Source organism: Methanobacterium alcaliphilum (genome assembly GCF_023227715.1).
Lineage (GTDB): Archaea > Methanobacteriota > Methanobacteria > Methanobacteriales > Methanobacteriaceae > Methanobacterium_E > Methanobacterium_E alcaliphilum.
On record NZ_JALKIF010000008.1, the window covers coordinates 98,974 to 119,398 of the forward strand.

20 protein-coding genes are annotated in these 20,425 nt (G+C 30.5%); 14 read left to right on the top strand and 6 right to left on the bottom strand.

What is annotated here, in order from left to right; all coding sequences use genetic code 11:
* Positions 1-8 precede the first annotated feature (8 nt).
* Positions 9-1,427, top strand: a complete 1,419-nt coding sequence (gene argH / locus MXE27_RS07385) for an argininosuccinate lyase (protein WP_248611771.1) — start codon at positions 9-11, stop codon at positions 1,425-1,427.
* 21 nt (positions 1,428-1,448) lie between these two features.
* Here argH and MXE27_RS07390 read toward each other — a convergent pair whose 3' ends face one another.
* Positions 1,449-1,649 (bottom strand): hypothetical protein, encoded by a 201-nt coding sequence (locus tag MXE27_RS07390; protein ID WP_248611772.1) that lies wholly within the window; start codon positions 1,647-1,649, stop codon positions 1,449-1,451.
* Positions 1,650-1,684: 35 nt separating this feature from the next.
* Here MXE27_RS07390 and MXE27_RS07395 point away from each other — a divergent pair, with 35 nt between their 5' ends.
* Entirely contained in the window at positions 1,685-1,825 is a 141-nt protein-coding gene (locus MXE27_RS07395; protein WP_248611773.1) for a hypothetical protein, read from the top strand.
* 19 nt (positions 1,826-1,844) lie between these two features.
* Here MXE27_RS07395 and MXE27_RS07400 read toward each other — a convergent pair whose 3' ends face one another.
* A complete protein-coding gene (locus MXE27_RS07400; protein ID WP_248611774.1) occupies positions 1,845-2,891 on the bottom strand; it encodes an ATPase in 1,047 nt (348 codons plus the stop codon).
* 257 nt (positions 2,892-3,148) lie between these two features.
* Between MXE27_RS07400 and MXE27_RS07405 the strand changes: the two genes are divergently transcribed.
* The 6 genes from MXE27_RS07405 (at position 3,149) to MXE27_RS07430 (ending at position 8,606) form a co-directional block, all read left to right on the top strand.
* Positions 3,149-3,703: a hypothetical protein gene (locus MXE27_RS07405; protein ID WP_248611775.1), complete on the top strand. Its 555-nt coding sequence runs from the start codon at positions 3,149-3,151 to the stop codon at positions 3,701-3,703.
* A gap of 187 nt (positions 3,704-3,890) precedes the next feature.
* Positions 3,891-4,496, top strand: a complete 606-nt coding sequence (locus MXE27_RS07410) for an archaeosortase/exosortase family protein (RefSeq protein WP_248611776.1) — start codon at positions 3,891-3,893, stop codon at positions 4,494-4,496.
* A gap of 12 nt (positions 4,497-4,508) precedes the next feature.
* Positions 4,509-6,023, top strand: a complete 1,515-nt coding sequence (locus tag MXE27_RS07415) for a glycosyltransferase (RefSeq protein WP_248611777.1) — start codon at positions 4,509-4,511, stop codon at positions 6,021-6,023.
* Entirely contained in the window at positions 6,024-6,635 is a 612-nt protein-coding gene (locus tag MXE27_RS07420; protein WP_248611778.1) for an acyltransferase, read from the top strand.
* A 36-nt stretch (positions 6,636-6,671) separates the two neighbouring features.
* Positions 6,672-7,610 carry a glycosyltransferase gene (locus tag MXE27_RS07425; RefSeq protein WP_248611779.1) on the top strand — a complete coding sequence of 313 codons (939 nt, stop codon included), beginning with the start codon at positions 6,672-6,674 and terminating at the stop codon, positions 7,608-7,610.
* 51 nt (positions 7,611-7,661) lie between these two features.
* A complete protein-coding gene (locus tag MXE27_RS07430; protein WP_248611780.1) occupies positions 7,662-8,606 on the top strand; it encodes a glycosyltransferase in 945 nt (314 codons plus the stop codon).
* A 17-nt stretch (positions 8,607-8,623) separates the two neighbouring features.
* On the opposite strand, the gene MXE27_RS07435 is transcribed toward MXE27_RS07430, so the two are convergent.
* Positions 8,624-9,535, bottom strand: coding sequence for a lysylphosphatidylglycerol synthase transmembrane domain-containing protein (locus tag MXE27_RS07435; protein WP_248611781.1), 912 nt, complete (start codon positions 9,533-9,535; stop codon positions 8,624-8,626).
* The gene (locus MXE27_RS07440; RefSeq protein ID WP_248611782.1) at positions 9,535-11,862 is read right to left on the bottom strand and encodes a glycosyltransferase family 39 protein; all 2,328 of its coding nucleotides are present in this window, start codon (positions 11,860-11,862) and stop codon (positions 9,535-9,537) included. The genes MXE27_RS07435 and MXE27_RS07440 overlap by 1 nt, the downstream gene beginning before the upstream one ends.
* A 178-nt stretch (positions 11,863-12,040) precedes the next feature.
* On the opposite strand from MXE27_RS07440, the gene MXE27_RS07445 reads away from it, so the two are divergent.
* Entirely contained in the window at positions 12,041-12,835 is a 795-nt protein-coding gene (locus MXE27_RS07445) for an ATP-binding protein (protein WP_248611783.1), read from the top strand.
* Positions 12,836-12,892: 57 nt separating this feature from the next.
* Entirely contained in the window at positions 12,893-13,690 is a 798-nt protein-coding gene (locus MXE27_RS07450; RefSeq protein ID WP_248611784.1) for a UbiA family prenyltransferase, read from the top strand.
* A 109-nt stretch (positions 13,691-13,799) separates the two neighbouring features.
* On the opposite strand, the gene MXE27_RS07455 is transcribed toward MXE27_RS07450, so the two are convergent.
* A complete protein-coding gene (locus MXE27_RS07455) occupies positions 13,800-14,984 on the bottom strand; it encodes an NAD(P)/FAD-dependent oxidoreductase (protein WP_248611785.1) in 1,185 nt (394 codons plus the stop codon).
* A gap of 9 nt (positions 14,985-14,993) precedes the next feature.
* Entirely contained in the window at positions 14,994-15,161 is a 168-nt protein-coding gene (locus MXE27_RS07460) for a DUF362 domain-containing protein (protein ID WP_248611786.1), read from the bottom strand.
* 215 nt (positions 15,162-15,376) lie between these two features.
* Between MXE27_RS07460 and MXE27_RS07465 the strand changes: the two genes are divergently transcribed.
* The 4 genes from MXE27_RS07465 to MXE27_RS07480 all read left to right on the top strand — a co-directional run bounded on the left by MXE27_RS07465 (position 15,377) and on the right by MXE27_RS07480 (position 20,421).
* Complete coding sequence (locus tag MXE27_RS07465) at positions 15,377-15,928, top strand: Hsp20/alpha crystallin family protein (RefSeq protein ID WP_248611787.1); 552 nt, start codon at positions 15,377-15,379, stop codon at positions 15,926-15,928.
* A gap of 199 nt (positions 15,929-16,127) precedes the next feature.
* Entirely contained in the window at positions 16,128-16,925 is a 798-nt protein-coding gene (locus MXE27_RS07470; RefSeq protein ID WP_248611788.1) for a TrmB family transcriptional regulator, read from the top strand.
* 220 nt (positions 16,926-17,145) lie between these two features.
* Positions 17,146-19,050: a YhgE/Pip domain-containing protein gene (locus MXE27_RS07475; protein ID WP_248611789.1), complete on the top strand. Its 1,905-nt coding sequence runs from the start codon at positions 17,146-17,148 to the stop codon at positions 19,048-19,050.
* 177 nt (positions 19,051-19,227) lie between these two features.
* On the top strand, positions 19,228-20,421 hold the full coding sequence (locus MXE27_RS07480) for a potassium/proton antiporter (protein WP_248611790.1): 1,194 nt from the start codon (positions 19,228-19,230) through the stop codon (positions 20,419-20,421).
* The last annotated feature ends 4 nt before the right edge of the window (positions 20,422-20,425 follow it).

Genomic DNA, 20,425 nt, shown 5'->3' on the forward strand with positions numbered 1-20,425 from the left:
GATTTAATTTGAATTTAAGGGCTGGAAGATTAGGTAAAAAGATGACTGAAAAAGCAGCAGACTTTACTTCATCCTTAGAATTTGATAAATACATATTTGAAGCAGATGTGGATCTTAACATAGCTCACACCACCATGCTAAAACAGGAGAAAATTATTGATTCTTCTATTGCAGATAATATAATTACTGTTTTAAAGAAATTAAAGATTGAAGGTATTGAATCTCTTAATCTTGATCCTTCTGTAGAGGATATCCATATGGCTGTGGAAAACTATGTGACAGATCAAATTGGGGAAGAAGCAGGTTTCATGCACACTGCTAAATCACGTAACGACCAGGTTGCCACGGATCTTCGAATTGTGCTGAAGGTTAAAATAAGGGAGATTCAAAGAGATATACTTGATTTTATTCAGGGCATCATTGAAATGGCACAGGAACACACAAAAACAGTTATAATTGGTTATACCCATCTCCAGCATGCACAACCAACTACTTTTGCTCATCATTTAATGGCTTATGCTCAATCATTAAAAAGGGATTATGAAAGACTTGATGATACATATAATAGAGTTAATTTAAACCCTTTGGGATCAGCAGCCATGACAACCACAAGTTTCCCAATTAATAGAGAAATCACCACTGAGATTCTTGGATTTGATAGTTACATGGAAAATTCTATGGATGCCGTTTGTTCACGTGATTTTATTGCAGAGACTGTTTTTGATCTTTCCTTGATGGTTACCAGTTTAGGGAAAATATGTGAAGAAATGGTTTTATGGAGTACCCATGAATTTAACTTGATTGAAATATCGGATGAATTTTCATCAACTTCATCTATTATGCCTCAGAAGAAAAACCCGGACGTTGCTGAGATTTCACGGGGAAAAACAGGGGTTTTATATGGGGAACTTATGACTATATTAACCATTTTAAAGGCAATTCCATACACCTACAACCGGGACTTACAGGAGATTACTCCTCATCTGTGGAATTCGGTTGAAACTGCCCATGCTATGTTAGATATTGTTAAAGATATGCTTTTAACTATAAAAATCAATTCAGATAGAGGTCTAGAATTAGCAAGAGCTAATTTTGCAACAGCAACTGATCTCGCAGATGTAATAGTAAGAGAAAAGAACATGCCCTTCAGGATTGCCCATAAAATAGTGGGTAGGATGGTTACAGACGCTATTGATTTAAATCTTAAAGCAGAAGATATTGATAGTAAATTTTTAGATAATATTTGTATGGATTTAACTGGGAAAAAACTGGATATTGACGAAGATTTAATTAAAAAATCATTAAATCCATTAGAAAATGTTAAAATGAGGAAAGTCCCAGGCGGGCCTTCACCGGAAATGGTGAATATGGCAATTGAAAACTTAAACGAATATCTAAAAACAGAAATCAATAAATTTAATCTATAAAATCTTTTATTTACTCTTAATTTAATAATAATCCTCATTTTTATGGGGATGTTTTGATTTATACTTCTTTTTTATTTCTTCTGCAATTTCAAAATCTTCAACCACTACAGGACCCATATATCCACAATTAAAACATTCCCATATTGACCAGTTCTGAGGTATAGTCCACTTAATGTCCTCAGAGCCGCAGTTAGGACAGAATTTTCTCTTTAATTCTTTCATAACTTATATATATGTTTGTATGTAATATACTTATTATGGACACTAAAACTGACCCGAAAATATTAGGACTTCTAGCTGTATTGATTGGATTGTTAATGATAATATACCCTTTCTTGGTAGGTTATCTGGTGGGAATATTTTTAGTAGGATATGGATTGCTTAAAGTTTTTTCATAAACTTAACTTAAAATATTATTTATAAATTCTTGCATAAGCTCCAGATTAAATCCAGAGCTTCACCCGGCTCTAATACTCCAGATCGAGTTTCTCTTAGAACCCTCTGAATAGAATATCTTCTCATATGTGGAAATTTTTTCTGTACTTCCCCCAATAGAGGACATCCAAAATAATTTGATTTTTGAATATTATATTTTTCAGTTATTTTTTTCAATTCCTGTTTTGAAACCCCTAAAAATGCGGGTAAATTGATTCTAAGAATCTCATCTTTATAATTTAGAGATTGAGATCCAGTGGAAAGTAAATCTCCAAAAATGATTATCTTAATATTATTATCCTGAGCATATTTCATCAATGATTCATGTATCATTTTAGAACATCGACCACATGGATGAAACCTCCCCTTGAAACTCTCCCCTATAAACTCTGAAAAATCAAGATTCAAATATTCATGTTTTACTCCCAAAATGCTGCATAAATTATTGATATTATTCTTAAAATGTCCGGGGAGAACTATTGTGCCTGGATCAGCAGTTACAGCAATAGGATTAAAACCCAACTGGTGAGCAATTATTAAAGAAAAACTACTGTCCACACCACCAGATAATGCCACCACTGCTTTAAAATCATCTTTTTTTGTTTCATTTTTTGAAAATTTTTCAAAATCAAAATACTCCGAAAAATCAAATAATGACAAATATTCTTTTTTTGCTAAAAGTAAATCTTTTAAATTTAGTAAAGGTTCTAAATCACTTATTAAATCATCAGATATGATTTTATCAATTTTTTCAAGGGCCAGTTCCATACGGTATTTTTTCACGATTAAATCCGAATAAGCATCCACATGGACTTTATTTAGATTTAATGATTCTTTTAGTCTGCCCACAACCCAGCCCCCTTTTCCTATAACTGCTGATTTATCTGGACGATCGGGGGTGATAATAAGGAGTTCTTTTTTATTAGGGTTTAATATAAATTCTTTTATATTTACTTCAGACGAATCATGGGCAATATCTGCTCTTATTTTTTCTATTTTATTGATTAAAATATCTCTTGTGATCTCCAAATATAACACCACTATAATGAGTTTTTATAATAAATGATAATATCAATTAATATATAAAATTAGGATTGGAATTAATGAAATTTTTTTCTAAACTTAGAATCAAAAATATTTAGAATAGTTTAATCTTTTAGAAAAACTTATAAAATTAATAAAAACAAGGATAATTTATACCCCCTCTTCTATAAATGACACCTATAAAAATCTAACATTTATTAGTTCATAGTTACAAAATAAGAATGAGAATAATAAGGTGCCTTATGAAATATAAAAATATAATTATTACGTTTCTGGCTGCAGTTTTAATCTGTGGAATATCATTTGCAGCAGACAATAATACCACTAATGTTACAAATAACACTACAAATGATGCTGTTGTTACAGAATCAACTGCAGGCGTCATAACCCGTTTAACAGTAGTTGGTGCACCTTACTCTAATTTAGGACCCATACAATTTGAATGTGTTACCATGAATCAGGGCTCCAGAAATAAAATACCATCCCGAACATGTACTCTTACTATACGATATGGTCCAAACAATGAATATATTGATAGTACAACTTACACCGTACCTGATCTTTCTCTTGGAGAATCGCACACTTATACTTGGAACACTACCAATGTTAATTTCCCATATAATTCTTTCCAAACAGGAGGATCTTATGAGATTACAGCAGTTTGGAATTATCCAGGGGGTTCAGCCACTAAAACTACATCTTTTTACTCTGTTCCCAGCCCATGGCTACCTATTTTCTTAGTAGGGATTGTAATTGCTATTATCGCAGTAGGTTTAAAAAAGAAATCACTATTATAACATGAAAATATATTCTAAATAATTAATTACTAAAAATACTAAAATCATTTATACATACAATTAGATATTATTTTTAAAATTAGTTTCAATATTATCTTGATATGCGGTGTCCTATGAAATTTATAATTATAATACATAATATTCCTTCATCTAAAAACTCTATACTCAAAACAAAATGGGGGATATTTTGATACAAACTCCCTGGTTTATTGTAATTGTAGCCGGATTATTAATAACCATATCCGCTATTGCCCATAGAAGAAGATGGTGGTTAACCTATTATTTAACAGGGGCAGTTGCATTCATGGCTTTTACTGTAGCAATTTCTCTCATTACTGGTTTAGATGTTATTATAATGGGTATTGAAGCTCAAAATATTGCAGCCATAGCATCATTCTTAGGGATACCCTCCACATTTCTCCCACCAAATGCATTTATATTTCCCGACCCTACTGGATGGAGTATATTTGGGATAGGCTTTGAATGTTCATCTATAATTGAAATAGGAGTATTAATTGGATTATTGATATTTTATCCAGGTTATTCAAGAAAAAAGAAAGTGAAATACGCCATTATAGGCATTATTCTAACTTATGCCGCAAACTTATTAAGAATGTTGAGCATAGTATATATTGTTAATATATTTGGCAAACAATACCTTTACTTTGCACATGCATTTATTGGTAAATTAATATTTTTTATATTTGTAGTCTTGCTTTACTGGTATTTATTAACCAGACCCACTTTAAGCATCGTGCGCAAGAATATTAAAGGCGGAAAGTTTGAATTTTAAAATGGTGATCTAATGGAAGATCCAATATGGGTAAGTTTATTTGTATGGACAACTTGGCTACTGATAGCTATTATAATAGACGGAGTCATGGTCCCTATAAAAATGTACTTTTCTCGTAAAACAATTAGAAAAGTAAAAACCCAAATTGAAATTACGGACCTGCCTAAAATTAGCGTTGTAATACCTGCCCATAACGAAGAAAAAACTATTCAGAATTGTTTGGTTTCCATAATACAAAGCGAATATCCCCCTGATAAAATCGAAATTATCGTTGTAGATGATGGTTCAAAGGACCAAACCGTGAATATTATTAAAAAAACTAAAGTTCATGCCATAATGCATCATGTAGAATTAAAATTAATTGAGAAAGGACACACAGGTAAAGTCAATACACTTAATAGTGGACTTAAAGCCACCAAAGGAGAGATAATATTCACTATTGATGCAGACATTACACTGGATTCTAAAGCTTTAGTAAATATTGTTAAAGCATTTCAGGAAGATAAAAATATTGGAGCTGCTACAGGATATATCGAAATAGAATGGGATAAAAGTAAAAATAAAGACTTTAAATCCATGTTTTTCTCAAAATGCGAATTTTTAGAGTATTTAAGCTCTTTCAATTTTGAACGTAGTTACCAATCAGTTATAGACTCCATATACACAATGTCAGGAGCATTTTCTGCATTTAGAAGAGATGTTATTGGAGGAATGGGTGGTTACTGGCCTGTAACTGTTTCAGAAGATATGCATATCACCATGATGATGCATGAAAAAAAGATTGATATTGTTAATGTACCTACTGCAGTAGCCTATGCAGAATCAATTACAGATTATGATACCCTTTACTCTCAGAGAGTGAGATGGGCACGTGGACAATTAGAAGTAGCTGCTATGCGTCATGAAGACTCTGAAGTAGAAGAAGAAACTTCACTTAGAGAAATATTTGGCATTATTAAGGATCAAAGAGACCCAAAGCTATTTTCATTAGTAGGGGATTATATTAAAAGTGCAGTTTCAGCCCGTGCAGATAGATTAAGAGGTAGAAACTTCAGGAATTACGATTTATTAGGCATGCAGAGAATTCTATTTATAGATCACACCATAGCATTTCCACGGTTAATATGGATTTTCGTACTATTCTTATTCCCAATTATGGGGCTTTATACATACTTATTACCCATTATCATGGCATTTATGTATGGTTTTTATGCATTAATTGATGTAGCAGTCATTTTATTTTCTTATCATTATGCAAATGATTCAACCAGAGCAAAGATTGAAGAATGTTTCCATTATACTGCATTGCTCCCGCTCTACCGCATGATTATATTCTGTTTCAGAGTATCTGCATTCTTACATATATTAAATGAACCAGCCGGGTGGAAAGTTGAAGGCCCGGTCAATGGATTCAAAAATGGGTTTAAAGGTGCAAAAGAAGGATTCGGTGAAAGCGTGACCTTAGCAATTTTCCAGCTTGGACATTTATTTAATTTGCAGAGGTTAATGAGAAGAAGAGGTAAGTAAATGGCTAATATTAAACGCCTTATCTTTGGAGATGATGAAGAAGAATTATGGAAAAATAAATTACGTAGTGATAATGTTGTAATTGGTTACGATTACAAAAGATTCAGTAAACCACCAGTTATTGGGAGAAACCCATTAATTAGAGACAACACAATTATCTATAACGATGTTACCATAGGTGACAATTTAAGAACAGGACACAATGTCCTAATCCGAGAAAAAACCACTATCGGTGATGAAGTTCTCATTGGAACAAATACTGTCATTGAAGGTAATTCCAAAATTGGAAGTAATGTCAGTATTCAATCAAATGTATACATACCCACTAAAAGTTATATTGAAGATAACGTATTTATTGGTCCATGCGCTTGTTTTACTAATGATAGATATCCTATACGTGTTGATTATCGCCTAAAAGGACCTATTATTCGAAAAGGTGCATCAATTGGTGCAAATTCTACATTTTTATCCAATATCGAAGTAGGTGAGGGAGCCATGGTTGCTGCAGGAGCAATTGTCACTAGAAGTATTCCACCATGGTATTTAGCAATAGGAGCACCTGCTAAAATAAAACCACTTCCAGAAAAACTAAAAGTTTCAAATAATATTTAACCCCATATCTTATATAACTAATTAGAACGTTATAATATGATATCTGTTATTATTCCCATGTATGACGAGGAAGAAAATGTAGGCAATACTCTTTCTCAAGTTAATTCTATTTTAGATAATTTTTTTGATAAATATGAAATAATAGTAGTTGATGATGGTAGTTCAGATAGAACATTCGAGCTTGTCAGCGAAATTATTACCAAAAGCCCATCCATCAAAATAATTAAACATAGCATTAACCAAGGCATGGGTAAAGCTCTTCGAAGTGGTTTTAAGGAAGCTTCCGGAGATATTATTGTAACACTTGATGCAGATTTAAGTTATGATCCTAGAGATATACCTCTACTGGTGAAAGAACTCGGTGATAGTATAGATATAGTTGTAGGATCACAGTATATGCCTGGTGGTGAAACCGAAAATATACCTTTTTTTAGATTATTTTTAAGTAGAATGGCTAATAAGATAGTAGGATATTCTATGAATGGGAATTTAAGTACGGTTACAGGAATATTTCGAGCTTATAAAAAAGAAATCCTTGATTCAATTGAAATGGAATCAAATGGTACAGAAATTAACCCTGAAATTTTATCAAAAGCAAATGCCCTTGGTTATAAAATAAAGGAAGTTCCAGTGAAACTTAAAGGCAGAGTATTAGGCAAATCTAAAATCAAAATAAAAGCCACAACAATGACCCATATATTATTTACATTTTATGAAAGACCCATGATATTATTTGGCATTATCGGAATCATTTTATGTTTAATTGGAATTTTTAGCGCAATATACTTGTTTATTGAATATTTAAATAACACCCTGGATCCAACCAGGCCATTGATGTTATTTATGGTTCTAACGATACTTTCCGGTATTCAAATTCTTATTTTTGGATTTGTATCCACACAAATAAATCTTTTAAAAAGAGAGATTTATATTATTCAAAAAGAAAACAAACTTATTCGTAAAAAATTAAAATAAGTGAATTTTCAATTAAAATTTTTCAATTTTTTTCAATTTTGAGGTTAAACCATGCCAATCTCTATAATAATACCTATGTTTAATGAAGAAGAAAATGTTATTCGCACCATTAAAACATTGCAAGATATTCTACAAAATTATGATTATGAAATATTAATTATTGACGATGGAAGTTCTGATAAAACTTATAAGATTGCTAATGATTATGCACAGAATAACAATAATATCCATGTTTATAAACATAAAATTAATATCGGTCGTGGTCGCGCTTTAAGAACCGGTTTTGAAAATGCAGAGGGAGATATTTTTGTTACTTTAGATGCAGACTTGAGTTTTGATCCAATTTTCATACCCAAAATGATTGATGAACTTTTAAATGACCAAACATTAGATATTGTGATTGGTTCGCAATATATGAAAGGAGGGATTACTGAGGGAATTCCTTTTCATAGATTATTCATAAGCAAAGCAGCCAACAAAATTGTGGGATTTGCACTTAAAGAAAACTTAAATACTGTAACTGGAGTATTCAGAGCTTATAGAAAGGAAGTTTTCGATTATTTGGACTTGCAGTCCGAAGATAAAGAAATACATTTAGAGATTATATCCAAATCTTCTTCAATAGGCCTCAATATAAAAGAAATTCCAGTAATTCTAAGAAATAGGGAGTATGGGAAATCAAAAATGAAATTTAGATCCACTACAATTTCTCATTTGTTATTTACTTTTCAAGAAAAGCCAATGATATTATTTGGAATGGTTGGATTCTTAATGATATTAATTGGATTTTTATCTGGATTATATCTTATATTTGAATTTTTAACAGGTACATTAAATCCTACCCGACCTTTAATGATTTTTACTGCTCTTCTACTTTTATCTGGAATACAGATATTAATATTTGGTTTTGTATCAACTCAAATTGCGTTGATAAAAAAAGAAGTATATTTGATTCAAAAAGAGCTTAAACTAATTAAAAATAAATTAGATAAATAATATGGCTTTTCTAAACTTTATTTTCTTATTATTTTTATAAATCCAAAAAATCCCGGTATTAATGTGGTTAAAAATTGGGAATAGAATAGTGATATTGCTAAAGCAGTTCCCCCAGAAATACCCGCTAACCCCAATAAATAAACCACCACCACATCACCAGACCCTAATCCATTTAAGGTTAAAGGGAAGATTAAAGCCAAATTGATAATGGGGGCAATAGATAAAACATATAAAAAATTTACATCAACATTAAAAGAAAGACAAACCAGATAAAACTGAATATAAGATAAAATCCACCCTAAAAATGATATTAATACAGCTTTTGTTTTTAAATTTAAAGAAACCAAAAAGAAACTGTTCATTTTTTGATGATCTAAATTAATTTTTGTAAATATTTTGAATATTTTACTAATAAAACTCCATGGGATAATTTTAGGAATAAATATTAAAGTTCCAATTAGTATACACAGAACCAGTGATATAATAGCGTAAATATAAAAACCCATCCATAAAGAGCTAAAAAATCCAATTATAAAAATGGATAATAATGCAAGAAATTTATCCAAAATACTACTTGAAAGCATTTCTTCCTTAAGACCATGCCATTTGTATCCATAATACGATTTGGCCACATCACCCATACTGGCAGGCAAAAATATATTTAGTGCCACCCCAACTAAGGTGAGGTCATAAGCTTCCTTATATGAAACATGAGCTTTATCTTTATTTATTAATATTTTCCATCTCCACGCTCTTAGAAAAATGCTGAATGGTAGAATTATTAAAGCTAAAATAAATATTGCATTGATTTCCAATATACTTTCTATGAAAAGATTAAAATTTACCGTTTTGAACAAAAACAAAAGAAGAATTAAAGATATTACTATCTTAATAATGTTATTTTTTGTTTTAATATTGTAATTTGACATTATAATCCTATAATTCTTTGAATAAATTGTTTTTCATCTTCATTCTCATAGAAAAAGCTATGCCAAATGAAGTTATAGCCAACCCATATAATTTTACCTTTACCTATCCTTTGAACTCCAATAAGTAATTTATCATCTAATGTTGCTATACTCTCTAATTTATTTGGAGATAGAGCACTGTAAGTAGCCCCATACCAAATTCCATCTTCAGAAACAAACGGTGCAAATTTATAGGATTCATTAGAAAAAACAGGATTAATCCATAAAGTGGGGTTAGTTGGAAGCGCGCTTCGAGTAATAGTAGTATTAATAAAAACTGAATTATCCAGATTATACATCACACCATTTAAATTTCCTGATGCATCGATTACTACTGTTCCTCCGTTTTTAGTATATTCGCTGATGATTCTTTCTGCATTATTCCGATCATGCCACTTAAAATTATATAAAAACAGATAAGGATATTGTCGAAGTTCATCTGGAGAATAGTTATCGATATAAACAGACCTACCAATGCCAAATCGTCCGGCACTCCTAAGATCAAAGCGAAGATATGCCTTAAAATCTAAAACATCTTCAACATATCTATGCCAAGATGCACCAATATAAAAAATTTCAGTTTTGGGCGGAATTGTAGAATTTAAGCCATAAAGCTTGAACATTCCAATTTCTTTTACTACATCATAATAGGGCGAATCAATATCTTTTGAAGAGAAATAATAATCATACCCATTTTTTTCCAGATCATTTATAATATAACTTTGATTTGTATACGAAGACATAATATGAACATTCCTTTTTAAAATCCAACTTAAAGCAGGCCAATAATCAGAAACAATTTTTTTATTCCCATCATCTTTAACATTTTTCACATACCAAGACGCTAAATTATTAATATCTTTATTTACATTCATGGTTTCAGTGAACTCATCATTAGAAGGGATTTCCTGCACATATGTGAATGAAGAAGAAATTAAGAGTAAAATTAAGAGAGGATAAACAATTAAGTTAGTGACATTAACATTTTTAACATTAAATATTAATTTATCTGTAATTTCACTGAATCCCAATACTAAAAAATAGGATAGTGGGGCAATCATGGTTAAAAAATATCTATCCACTTTGACCCCATAAGAACTGTGGAATGCTAAGAAAGCAACTAACCATATGGCAATTGTTAAATCTAAAGCCAAAAATCTTTCAGAATCTCTAAAAATATTATAAATTAGTATGCATAATAAAAAGAAGATTAAGTCTGTGGTTATATAAGAAAATTTATTGAAACTAACTACAAAAGCAATCACAAGAATAGTTAACAATATATATTTTATTCTGTTCCTTTTTTTACCTAAATCAAAGGCATTTAATACTTTATTTTGAGTTTTAACTCTTTTAAAATTTCTTTTAATGATATTGTAGACATAAAACAAAATGCCAGCAATAGGGATAATAAATAAAGTATATGTTAAATTAGGCATTATTTTTGCATAATAAAGTGCAAAGTTTGGAATATTTTTTAGATAATAAAGATTATCTGCAATATAAGCAACTTTTTCGGCTTGTAACGATTCTGTTAAGCTTAGCGTAGAAATAAAAGGGAAAAATGGATCTCCATAAGTAATATAATATAAAATTAAAAATGGAGTTAATATTAATAATGATAGTAAAGCCGAGATTATAATATTTTTTAGATGTTTTAATAGGTTTTTGGTTGAAATGATGCAAAATATTAGAGGTAATATAATAAATGCCATATTATATCTTGTTAAAAATGAGATCATGAGTAGAGGAAATGCTAAATAAAAAAATTTAGAATTTTTATTAGTGGCAAGCACTGTTAAAAATACAGCCCAAATAGTGAAAGAAACTCCTGCGATATCAGTATAACCTGTTCCTACCCAAAGAAGCACCACCGGCGAACATGCATAAAACATAGCCCCGAAAAAACTTTTTAACTTGTCGAATCTTAGATTTAATAATAAAAACAAACCTATTACACCAAAAACGAATATTACTGCATCAACATAATATATTACAGACTCAGAAATATAATTAAATCTAAAAACTAATGAAACTAAAACAGATAAGAAAGGAGGCCGTTCTATTTCTACATACCCAATGCTTTTTCCAGCAAAATAAAGAGCATTAGATAAAAATGCATAAGTATCCCATGGAGGCCCAATAAAAAACTGCATTTTAACTCTATAAAATGCAATTAAACTAACAATAACAGTAAGTGATATTAAAAAACCAGCCAACCTCCAATTAGATTTAATATCACGAGAATTAGAAATGTCTGTTTTTGAATCATTTATTTGATCTTTCAATGAATCACCGAACTTAAATTATTCAGGATGAATGGTCATTAAATACTTACATCCATTATCTAAATCATTTTTAGATTAAAATGTTGCAGTTCAAGCCTTTGTCAATACATGTCAAGGGCCGTGCTTAATTTTCAATTACCCCTATTTGTTATATATTCAAACACTAATATCTAAATATATGGTTCAAAAAAAAATGAATTATTCCCTATATTCCTCATCCAATAATACCCATAAAGTAAATTCATCAGTAGATAATTCAATATTTTTGCCAACTCAATCTTATAAAAAAATTAAAACGTCTCTGGAAAATCTAGAAAAATCCCGAGGCAAAATCGTCCATATAGTGGGTGCTCCTGGAACAGGAAAGTCAACCAATATTTTCAAAGCTTTAGATGAATTAAACTTAAATGTATATGAAATTAGTACTTCTCTGTCCAACCCCCAAGCCAGATCAAAGGAAGTTTTTTGCGCACTTATAAAAGATTTAAAAGAATCATTGGGAGTTGCTACAAAAGAAGAAGCTTATAAAAAGCTTTCAAAATATGATGTTGTGCTTTTTGCTGATCAATTCCATGATAAACATTTATTAAAAAAAGATGTGATAGGGTTCAGTCTATGGACCCGTAATGTTGGATTCAAATCCATGCATTTTTATTTAATATGCATCAGAGAGTTCATAAAACATCAAAAAGAATTTAGAAAGATTAATATTGTTTTTCAAACTGCTTGGAGAGTCCGTTTTAGAGGTAAAAAATACGATCTTTTCACCGATTTCGGAGTTTTTTCACGAATTATTTTAAAAATTTTAGGCAAACTATCTCATGTTGTGGAAATCAAATACAATACTTCAGAAACTATAAGTATTGTTAAAGCCCACTTTAAAGATGTTGATGAAAAAAAAATAAGAAAATACATCAAGAAATATGGATGTAAACCTCGATTCATACTTCAAGAATTAGAAAATGAAAAATAGTCATTATCATTAACTGTACCTGTATTATACTCTTATTTTAAAATTAAGGAGAATATGATGCTTTTAACCCTTTTGAAGTCCACTAGATTAATATGGGCTGCTAAAAATGTTCATATGTATCTTCTGGCATTGACTTATGCTTATTTTGCTGAAATAATTTTAAATCCACTACAAATTTTAGAAGGATTAATTATAGTTTCATTGCTATGGGGAGCATTATATTCTTTGAATGACTTAACTGACTTAGAAGTGGATAGAAAAGATAAAACAAAATATAATAGGGCATTTATCCAGCAATATATAGATCCTAAAATTGTTATTTTATTTGTTGCTACTATTCTTATAATTGTTTTTGCAATTTCTATAATAACACTCCCCCCATTATTTACAATTATAATACTTTTAATGGTTATAAACCAGTTATTATACACTTTACCCCCAGTTAGACTGAAAGATACTGGTTTAGCTCCTTTTGCAAGCACATCTACTAATAATGTATTAAGGATTGCTTCTTGTTGTGTGTTGCTCAATAATGTGCTTTTAGTTCCCATAAGTGTTTATTTATTAATGTTTATTGCAGGTATGGGTACTTATTTAATGTATAAAGAAAAATCCCGGTCAATGAATGGATTAGCAGTTATATTCTGTTTATTATTAGCTTATATTTTAATGGTAGGAGATATGAATATGATGCAGGTTTTAATTGTTATTGTACCTCCATTTTTAGCAACCATACCATTATATTTGTCTAATTTCTTCGAAAAAGAAAAAATGGTCAATCTTGCAGATTTTTTATACCATAAAGTGGTCCTTATTTTTTATATAGCTTGTATTTTATTACTACTTTTATTATAAAAAAAGAAAATTCCTTAAAATCATCAACAGTAAAAAAAAAGATTATTCTTTATAAAAAATATAAAAACTAAAGCCAACTAATAAAATTAAAATAAAAAAAATTATTGAATTAGAATAATTTTCCTAATTTCAACAATGCTTTTGGAGATACTTTAACTAACTTTTTAACTAATTCTGCAGTGCTGATTTTTTCAAAATCACTGTCTTTAAAAGCATCAGCTATAGAATTTAGTTCATCATCATTTAAGGTCATCATGTAATCTTTAACTTTAAGGTACTTGTCTATAGAATCTCCAATTTCAGCCCTGCAATCTTTTTCATACTTTTTAAGTTTTTTCTCAGAAAAATCTCCTTCCTGTATGGATTCAGCAGCAACTTTACCTGCAATCATACCACCAGTCATTCCACTGATTATTCCCCCACCAGTTAAAGGATTTACCTGCCCCGCAGCGTCTCCTACAACCATTAAATTATCAGTGACTAATTTTTTAGGCATTCCACCAACAGGATCCCCACCAATATTTAATTCCACTGGTTGAGCATTTTGGGTAGCTGGGCAGTTTTTGACGAATTCCAATAAATGTTGATATGCAGTTTTATCAGTATTAGTAGTCAAAACCCCTAATCCTACATTTGCAATATCGTCTCCTTTAGGGAATATCCATGCATAACCGCCTGGTGCAACACTGCCAAAGTAGAATTCAATGCAGTTGTTATCTTCCATTTCCACACCCGCCATCTCAAATTGGGCTGCAGATTCCATATCTTTTGGTTTTACTGCAGTTTTTAGTCCACCCCATCGAGCAACTCTTGATTCAGGCCCATCTGCAGCAATAATTAGTTTTGCTTTAATCTGGAATTTTTCGTCCATTGATTCACAGTCAACAAGAAAACCATCTTCTACACGTTCCATTCCAGTTGCTAGAGTTTTAATTTTAATTTTAGCACCTGCTCTGGCTGCATCCATAGCCATGTGTTTGTCGAACACTTTTCTCTCTAAGATACATCCTGCTTCAGGTAAGTCAACTTTATCCGAAGTCAACCATACATTGGTACCATCAGGGGCTATTAAACGTACGCCATCTAATTCTTTAGTGATCCATCTAGGGCTTGGTTCAATCCCTAATGATTCCAGTCCCCCATTGGATACTCCTTCTGCACATCTTTTTGGTGCTCCTATTTCTGATTTTTTATCCATGATGAGTACTTTTGCTCCTCCTAAAGCAGCGTGTTTTGCAGCTGTAGAACCAGCGGGTCCAGCACCTATAACTAATACATCAGTTTCAATTAACATTATTACACCCTATTCCTCATTTTCCAGTGCGTTTACTGGGCAAACCTGGACACACAGGCTGCATTCTTTACATTGATCTTCATTGAAATTCAGTGTGAGTTCCCTTACTTCGATTAAATTACGGGGGCAAACTCCAGCGCATTCCCCACAATACATACACCATTCCTTTACTTTCATGTTTCTTACCTTTTTAGAATTAATAATAAGTTTAATATCATAGATTATAAGTCTTTAAGTGTTTTTATATATTATATTTACTATTTTTATATTAGTATAAAAAAGTGGCTTAAATAACTAATTAAGTATTAAAATATAATATATAATTTTATAGAATTAGTATAATATTTATTGAAGTGGTATAAAAGTTTAATTGGTTTTAGGAGTTATTGAAAATGGTAGAAAAAAAAGAAGATATGAAAAAAACGGCTGAAGAAGAGATAAATCAGGGAGTAGATAGTGAAAAAACTGAATCTAATTATAAAACAGAAAATCAGTCCGAAGATACTTCTAAAGATTTTACTAAAACGAAGATCCAGGCAGAAAAGTTAATCAATGATATAATTATTGGTATTCAGGACAAATCAGAAGAATTTGGTAAAGCCATAAATGATTATAAAAGATCCCTTCAAAAACCATTGACTGATGTTTTTGAAACTGAATATAGTATCGTTATAAAAATTGATCTTCCTGGTGTTAAAAAAGAAGACATTGATTTAGAAATAGCTGAGGATAGTATTGAAATTAAAGCCCTTTTTGAAGATGAAATAGCAGAAGAAACTAGTACATACCTACAAAAAGAGAGAAGTCATGGAAAAATAATTAGATCTTTAACTTTACCCACCATGATCAACGCAGAACAATCCAAAGCAGATTTTAAAGACGGTATTTTAACTGTTGATATGCCTAAAATAGAAAAGGAAGTTCATAAAGTTAATATAAATTAATTATCTATTATTTTTTAAATCAAGTTTGCTATCTGAATCCTTTTAGTTTGAGGTGTGCTTTTAAATAGTTTTTCTTAAACTATCAACTTAAACCTGCCTATTTCAATGGATTTTGGCTGTCGTTTATTTAAGTGAGAAAATTTATATTTTAGTGTATATCTTCATTAGTTTTGTTTTAAACTACAAAGTAGGTTTTCTTATGAATGAAATATCAAACGATTTAATTGAATCATTGAAGACGATGGGTCTTGCCGAATATGAAGCAAAAGTTTATTCTACTTTAGTATTATTTGAAAGAGCTGAAGTTAAAAAGATCTATGAATATTTAAATGTTCCTAAACCCAGCGTTTACCAGAGTCTTAAAAGTTTGATGGATAAAGGCCTGGTAATGAGAGTTAGTTCAAAACCAGCAATTTATAGAGCTATCCCTCCCAAGATTGCCCTCCGACATCTTATTGAGATACATGAAAATGCTGAAAAAAGTGCTCTTAGAGAACTGAAAAACCTCGAAAAAATTAATAAAGAATCCGAAGTTTCAGATATAATATGGACTCTTTTTGGGGAAAATAACGTGGAACATAGTATAGAAGAATTAATATTAAAATCTGAAACCTCAATGAAACTTATTCTTCCAACTGAATATTTAAAATATCTCTCTTTTGTTGATAACAAAGATTTGAGCATAGAACTTTTGATGTTTGGAACAGATTTAACCCTTTCCAATCAGTATCAACTAAATAATCTGAAAGTGCACAATGGTTATGGAATAGATGTTTCCGATTTTGGAATATTATCTAAATACCTGTTAGATTTACCTTTACCCCCAAAACAGTACTCAAAATTCATATTTGTTTTAATTGATAATGAAGAGTTTATGTATGTCCCGCCTTATCCTGGAAAAACTAAATCTGGAATTACATCCAAAAACCCATATATGATTGGATTAATGAAGATATTGTTCAGTGCAATATGGGAACATACTCCTGATGTAATCTGAAATGATCATTTGATTTTTTTTTAAGCCCTCCTTTTTTTTAATTTATTATAAAAATTGATTTTTTAAAAATCCAGACAAAATTAGAATTAGTAGTTTTAAAAAAAACTACCGTTAGGAAAGTTTATATACATCATCATTACTAATATATTCCCCCATCAGTAGTTATGTACTTAACTACCATTAAAAAAATGTTGTTTAAACTTATAAAAGGATGAATGCAATGATAAAAGGCGTTAAGGAAATTTTTAAAAACGATTTGAGGTCAATAAAAAACAATCCAGTAGTAATTTTTGTTATTTTAGTGATTATACTAATTCCTTCACTTTATGCACTACTAAATATTCAAGCAACATGGGATCCCTATGCCCGAACATCCAATATTCAAGTTGCAGTAGTAAATGGAGACATTGGTTATACAACCACAGAAGACACTTATAACGTAGGAAATACATTGATTGAAGAATTAAAAAATAATGAAAACTTTGATTGGCAGTTTGTTAATAAAGAAACAGCCCTAAACGGCGTTAAAAATGGAGATTATTACGCAGCCATCATAATACCCTCAAATTTTAGTGAACAATTACTATCTATAAAAACATCAACACCAGAACAGGCCAAAATAGAATACATCTCCAATGATAAATTAAATCCAGTAGCACCGAGACTTACTAATGCTGGAGCAGATGCAATACAAACAAAAATCAACAATGAAATCATTAAAACTATTAATGGAATCATCTTTGGCAAGCTCTCAGATATAGGTGGCCTAGTTAGCCAAAATAAAGCACAGTTTTTAAAACTCAAAGCATTTATGAATGAATTGAATGGGAAAATTGATTCAATCGATTCCACAATTGGCGAGGCAAATTCTGATTTAAATACGATAAATCAGATATGGCCAAAAATAAGTGCAGCATTGCCTGAAATACAAACTTACTCCAATTATGTTCGAGAAAAATACGATACATTATACAATCAAATAGATTCAAATCCCCAAAAAGCTTTAACAACAGTTCAAAACATGGAACTAAAGGTTAACACCACTATAACTGGGCTTAAATATGTTGATGCAATTTTAACCAGTTTATATAAATCAACAGGTGACCCTCAATTAAAACCAGTTATTGCACAAATTGAAGATAATATCAATAAAGCAAATAAAGTTCTGGATGTTTTACAAAAAGTAGAATCTGATATTAAAGCCGGAAAAAATCCTCAAGGTAGATTATCTCAACTTAAAACATTAATAGATGGGATGGATGACGGAGTAAATACTCTGGTAAAAAATAAATCGAATATCAGCAATAAAATCAGCAATGCAACGTCCAAGTTAGGTTTAGTTAATTCTAAGTGGCCATTATTTAAAAAAGAAATACCTATTGCTACAGTTAAACTTAATTCCATCAGTGAAGATGATTTAGATAAATTAATCGCATTTACAAATACAGATCAAGGCGATGTTAAAAATTACTTTGAAAGTCCTGTTGAACTTGAAAAGAAACATATCTATGAGATAGATACCTATGGATCAGCTCTTGCACCATTTTACATACCCATTTCATTGTGGATAGGGTGCATTATCTCTGTGGCCATGATTACAATGAGAATAAAAAATGGTAAAAAGTATAGTGCAGAAACTGTCTATTTGGGTCGAATGGGATTATTTTTAATAATTAGTGCATTTCAAGCACTATTTGTCATTGTAGGCTCATTATTGCTACATGTGCAGATAACTTCAGCTATATTATTTGCAGTTACTACATTGTATATCAGCTTATGTGCCATGATTATTGTGTATTCAATGACTTCCGCTTTTGGAAATGCAGGTAAAGCATTAGCAATTATAATTCTAGTTCTACAGATTACTGCAACCGGTGGAATTTTCCCTGTAGAAATTTTACCTCCATTTTTCCAGAGCATACACCCATATTTACCATTGACTTATGCTGTGGGAGCTCTAAGAGAAGTAATTGCAGGTGTCTTATGGAATACTTACTGGTTTAATATTGCTTTACTAACTGTATTCCCTGTAGTAGCTTTTGGTTTAACACTACTAATCAAGGAAAAAATGGATAAAAGAGCACAATGGACTGAACAAAAATTGAAAGACAGTGGATTATTTTAGAAATTAATCTACTTCTTTTTTTTAGTTTTTTATTATTTGTATTGACTAAATAACAAATATATATTTATTCTTTTGTATAAAATAATGGATTTAAATATACAAAATCATAATAAATAATCAAAATAATAATCAAAATAATCAAAAATAACTTATACCATTAAACAAAATAATAAAACAATGATTGCAGAACAATTCATTTTAATTGGATCATTATTACTATTTATAAGTATACTAGTTAGCAAAACTTCTCATCGATTAGGAGTTCCTTCATTACTATTTTTTTTACTAATAGGAATGTTAGCTGGTTCAGAAGGAATAGGTGGTATTTACTTTGATAATCCCCATATCACTCAATTTATAGGAATTATTGCCCTGGTAATTATCCTTTTCTCAGGAGGGTTGGATACAAAATGGGGTGATGTTAAACCTGTTTTAGGTAGAGGAATATTACTTTCCACAGCAGGTATTTTAATCACTACAATCACCGTGGGGCTTTTTATAAATTGGATAACAAATTTTCCACTTATAGAATCCTTTTTAATAGGTTCAATTATTTCTTCAACTGACGCAGCAGCAGTTTTTTCCATATTCCGCTCTCAAAAACAAAAATTAAAGAACAACATAGAACCTACCCTTGAATTTGAAAGTGGGACAAACGATCCCATGGCTTATTTCATAACAACAACTTTAATATTTCTAATATTAAACCCTACAACATCTATTGCTTCAATGATATTTTTATTAATCCAATCTATTGGATTAGGAATCTTAATTGGAGTTATATTTGGAAAAGGATCTGTTAAATTAATCAATAAAATAGATTTACATATACCTGGACTTTATCCTGTTTTAACAATCTCTTTAGCATTTTTAGCATTTGCAGTTTCTCACTTAGTAGGAGGTAATGGGTTTTTAAGTGTTTATATTGCTGCTTTAATAATGGGAAATAGTTATTTTGTTAATAAAAAGATTCAAACACAATTTTTTGATGGAATCGCTTTATTAATGCAAATAATCATGTTTTTAACCCTGGGACTTCTGGTCTTTCCTTCACAGATTATTCCAATTATGGGAATTGGAATATTAATATCAATTTTCTTAATCTTAATTGCACGGCCTCTGGCTGTTTTTTTATGTCTCTGGCCATTCAAAGTCGAATTGAAAGACAAAGTTTTCATTTCATGGGTTGGTATTAAAGGAGCTGTACCTATTATTTTTGCAACATATCCTATTGTATCTGGAATTAATGGAGCAGATATGATTTTTAATATTGTTTTCTTTATAACAATAACCTCTGCATTGATACAAGGCTCAACCATTAATCTATTTAGCAAATATCTTGGATTAACCGATTCATCATCCAAAAAATAAACAA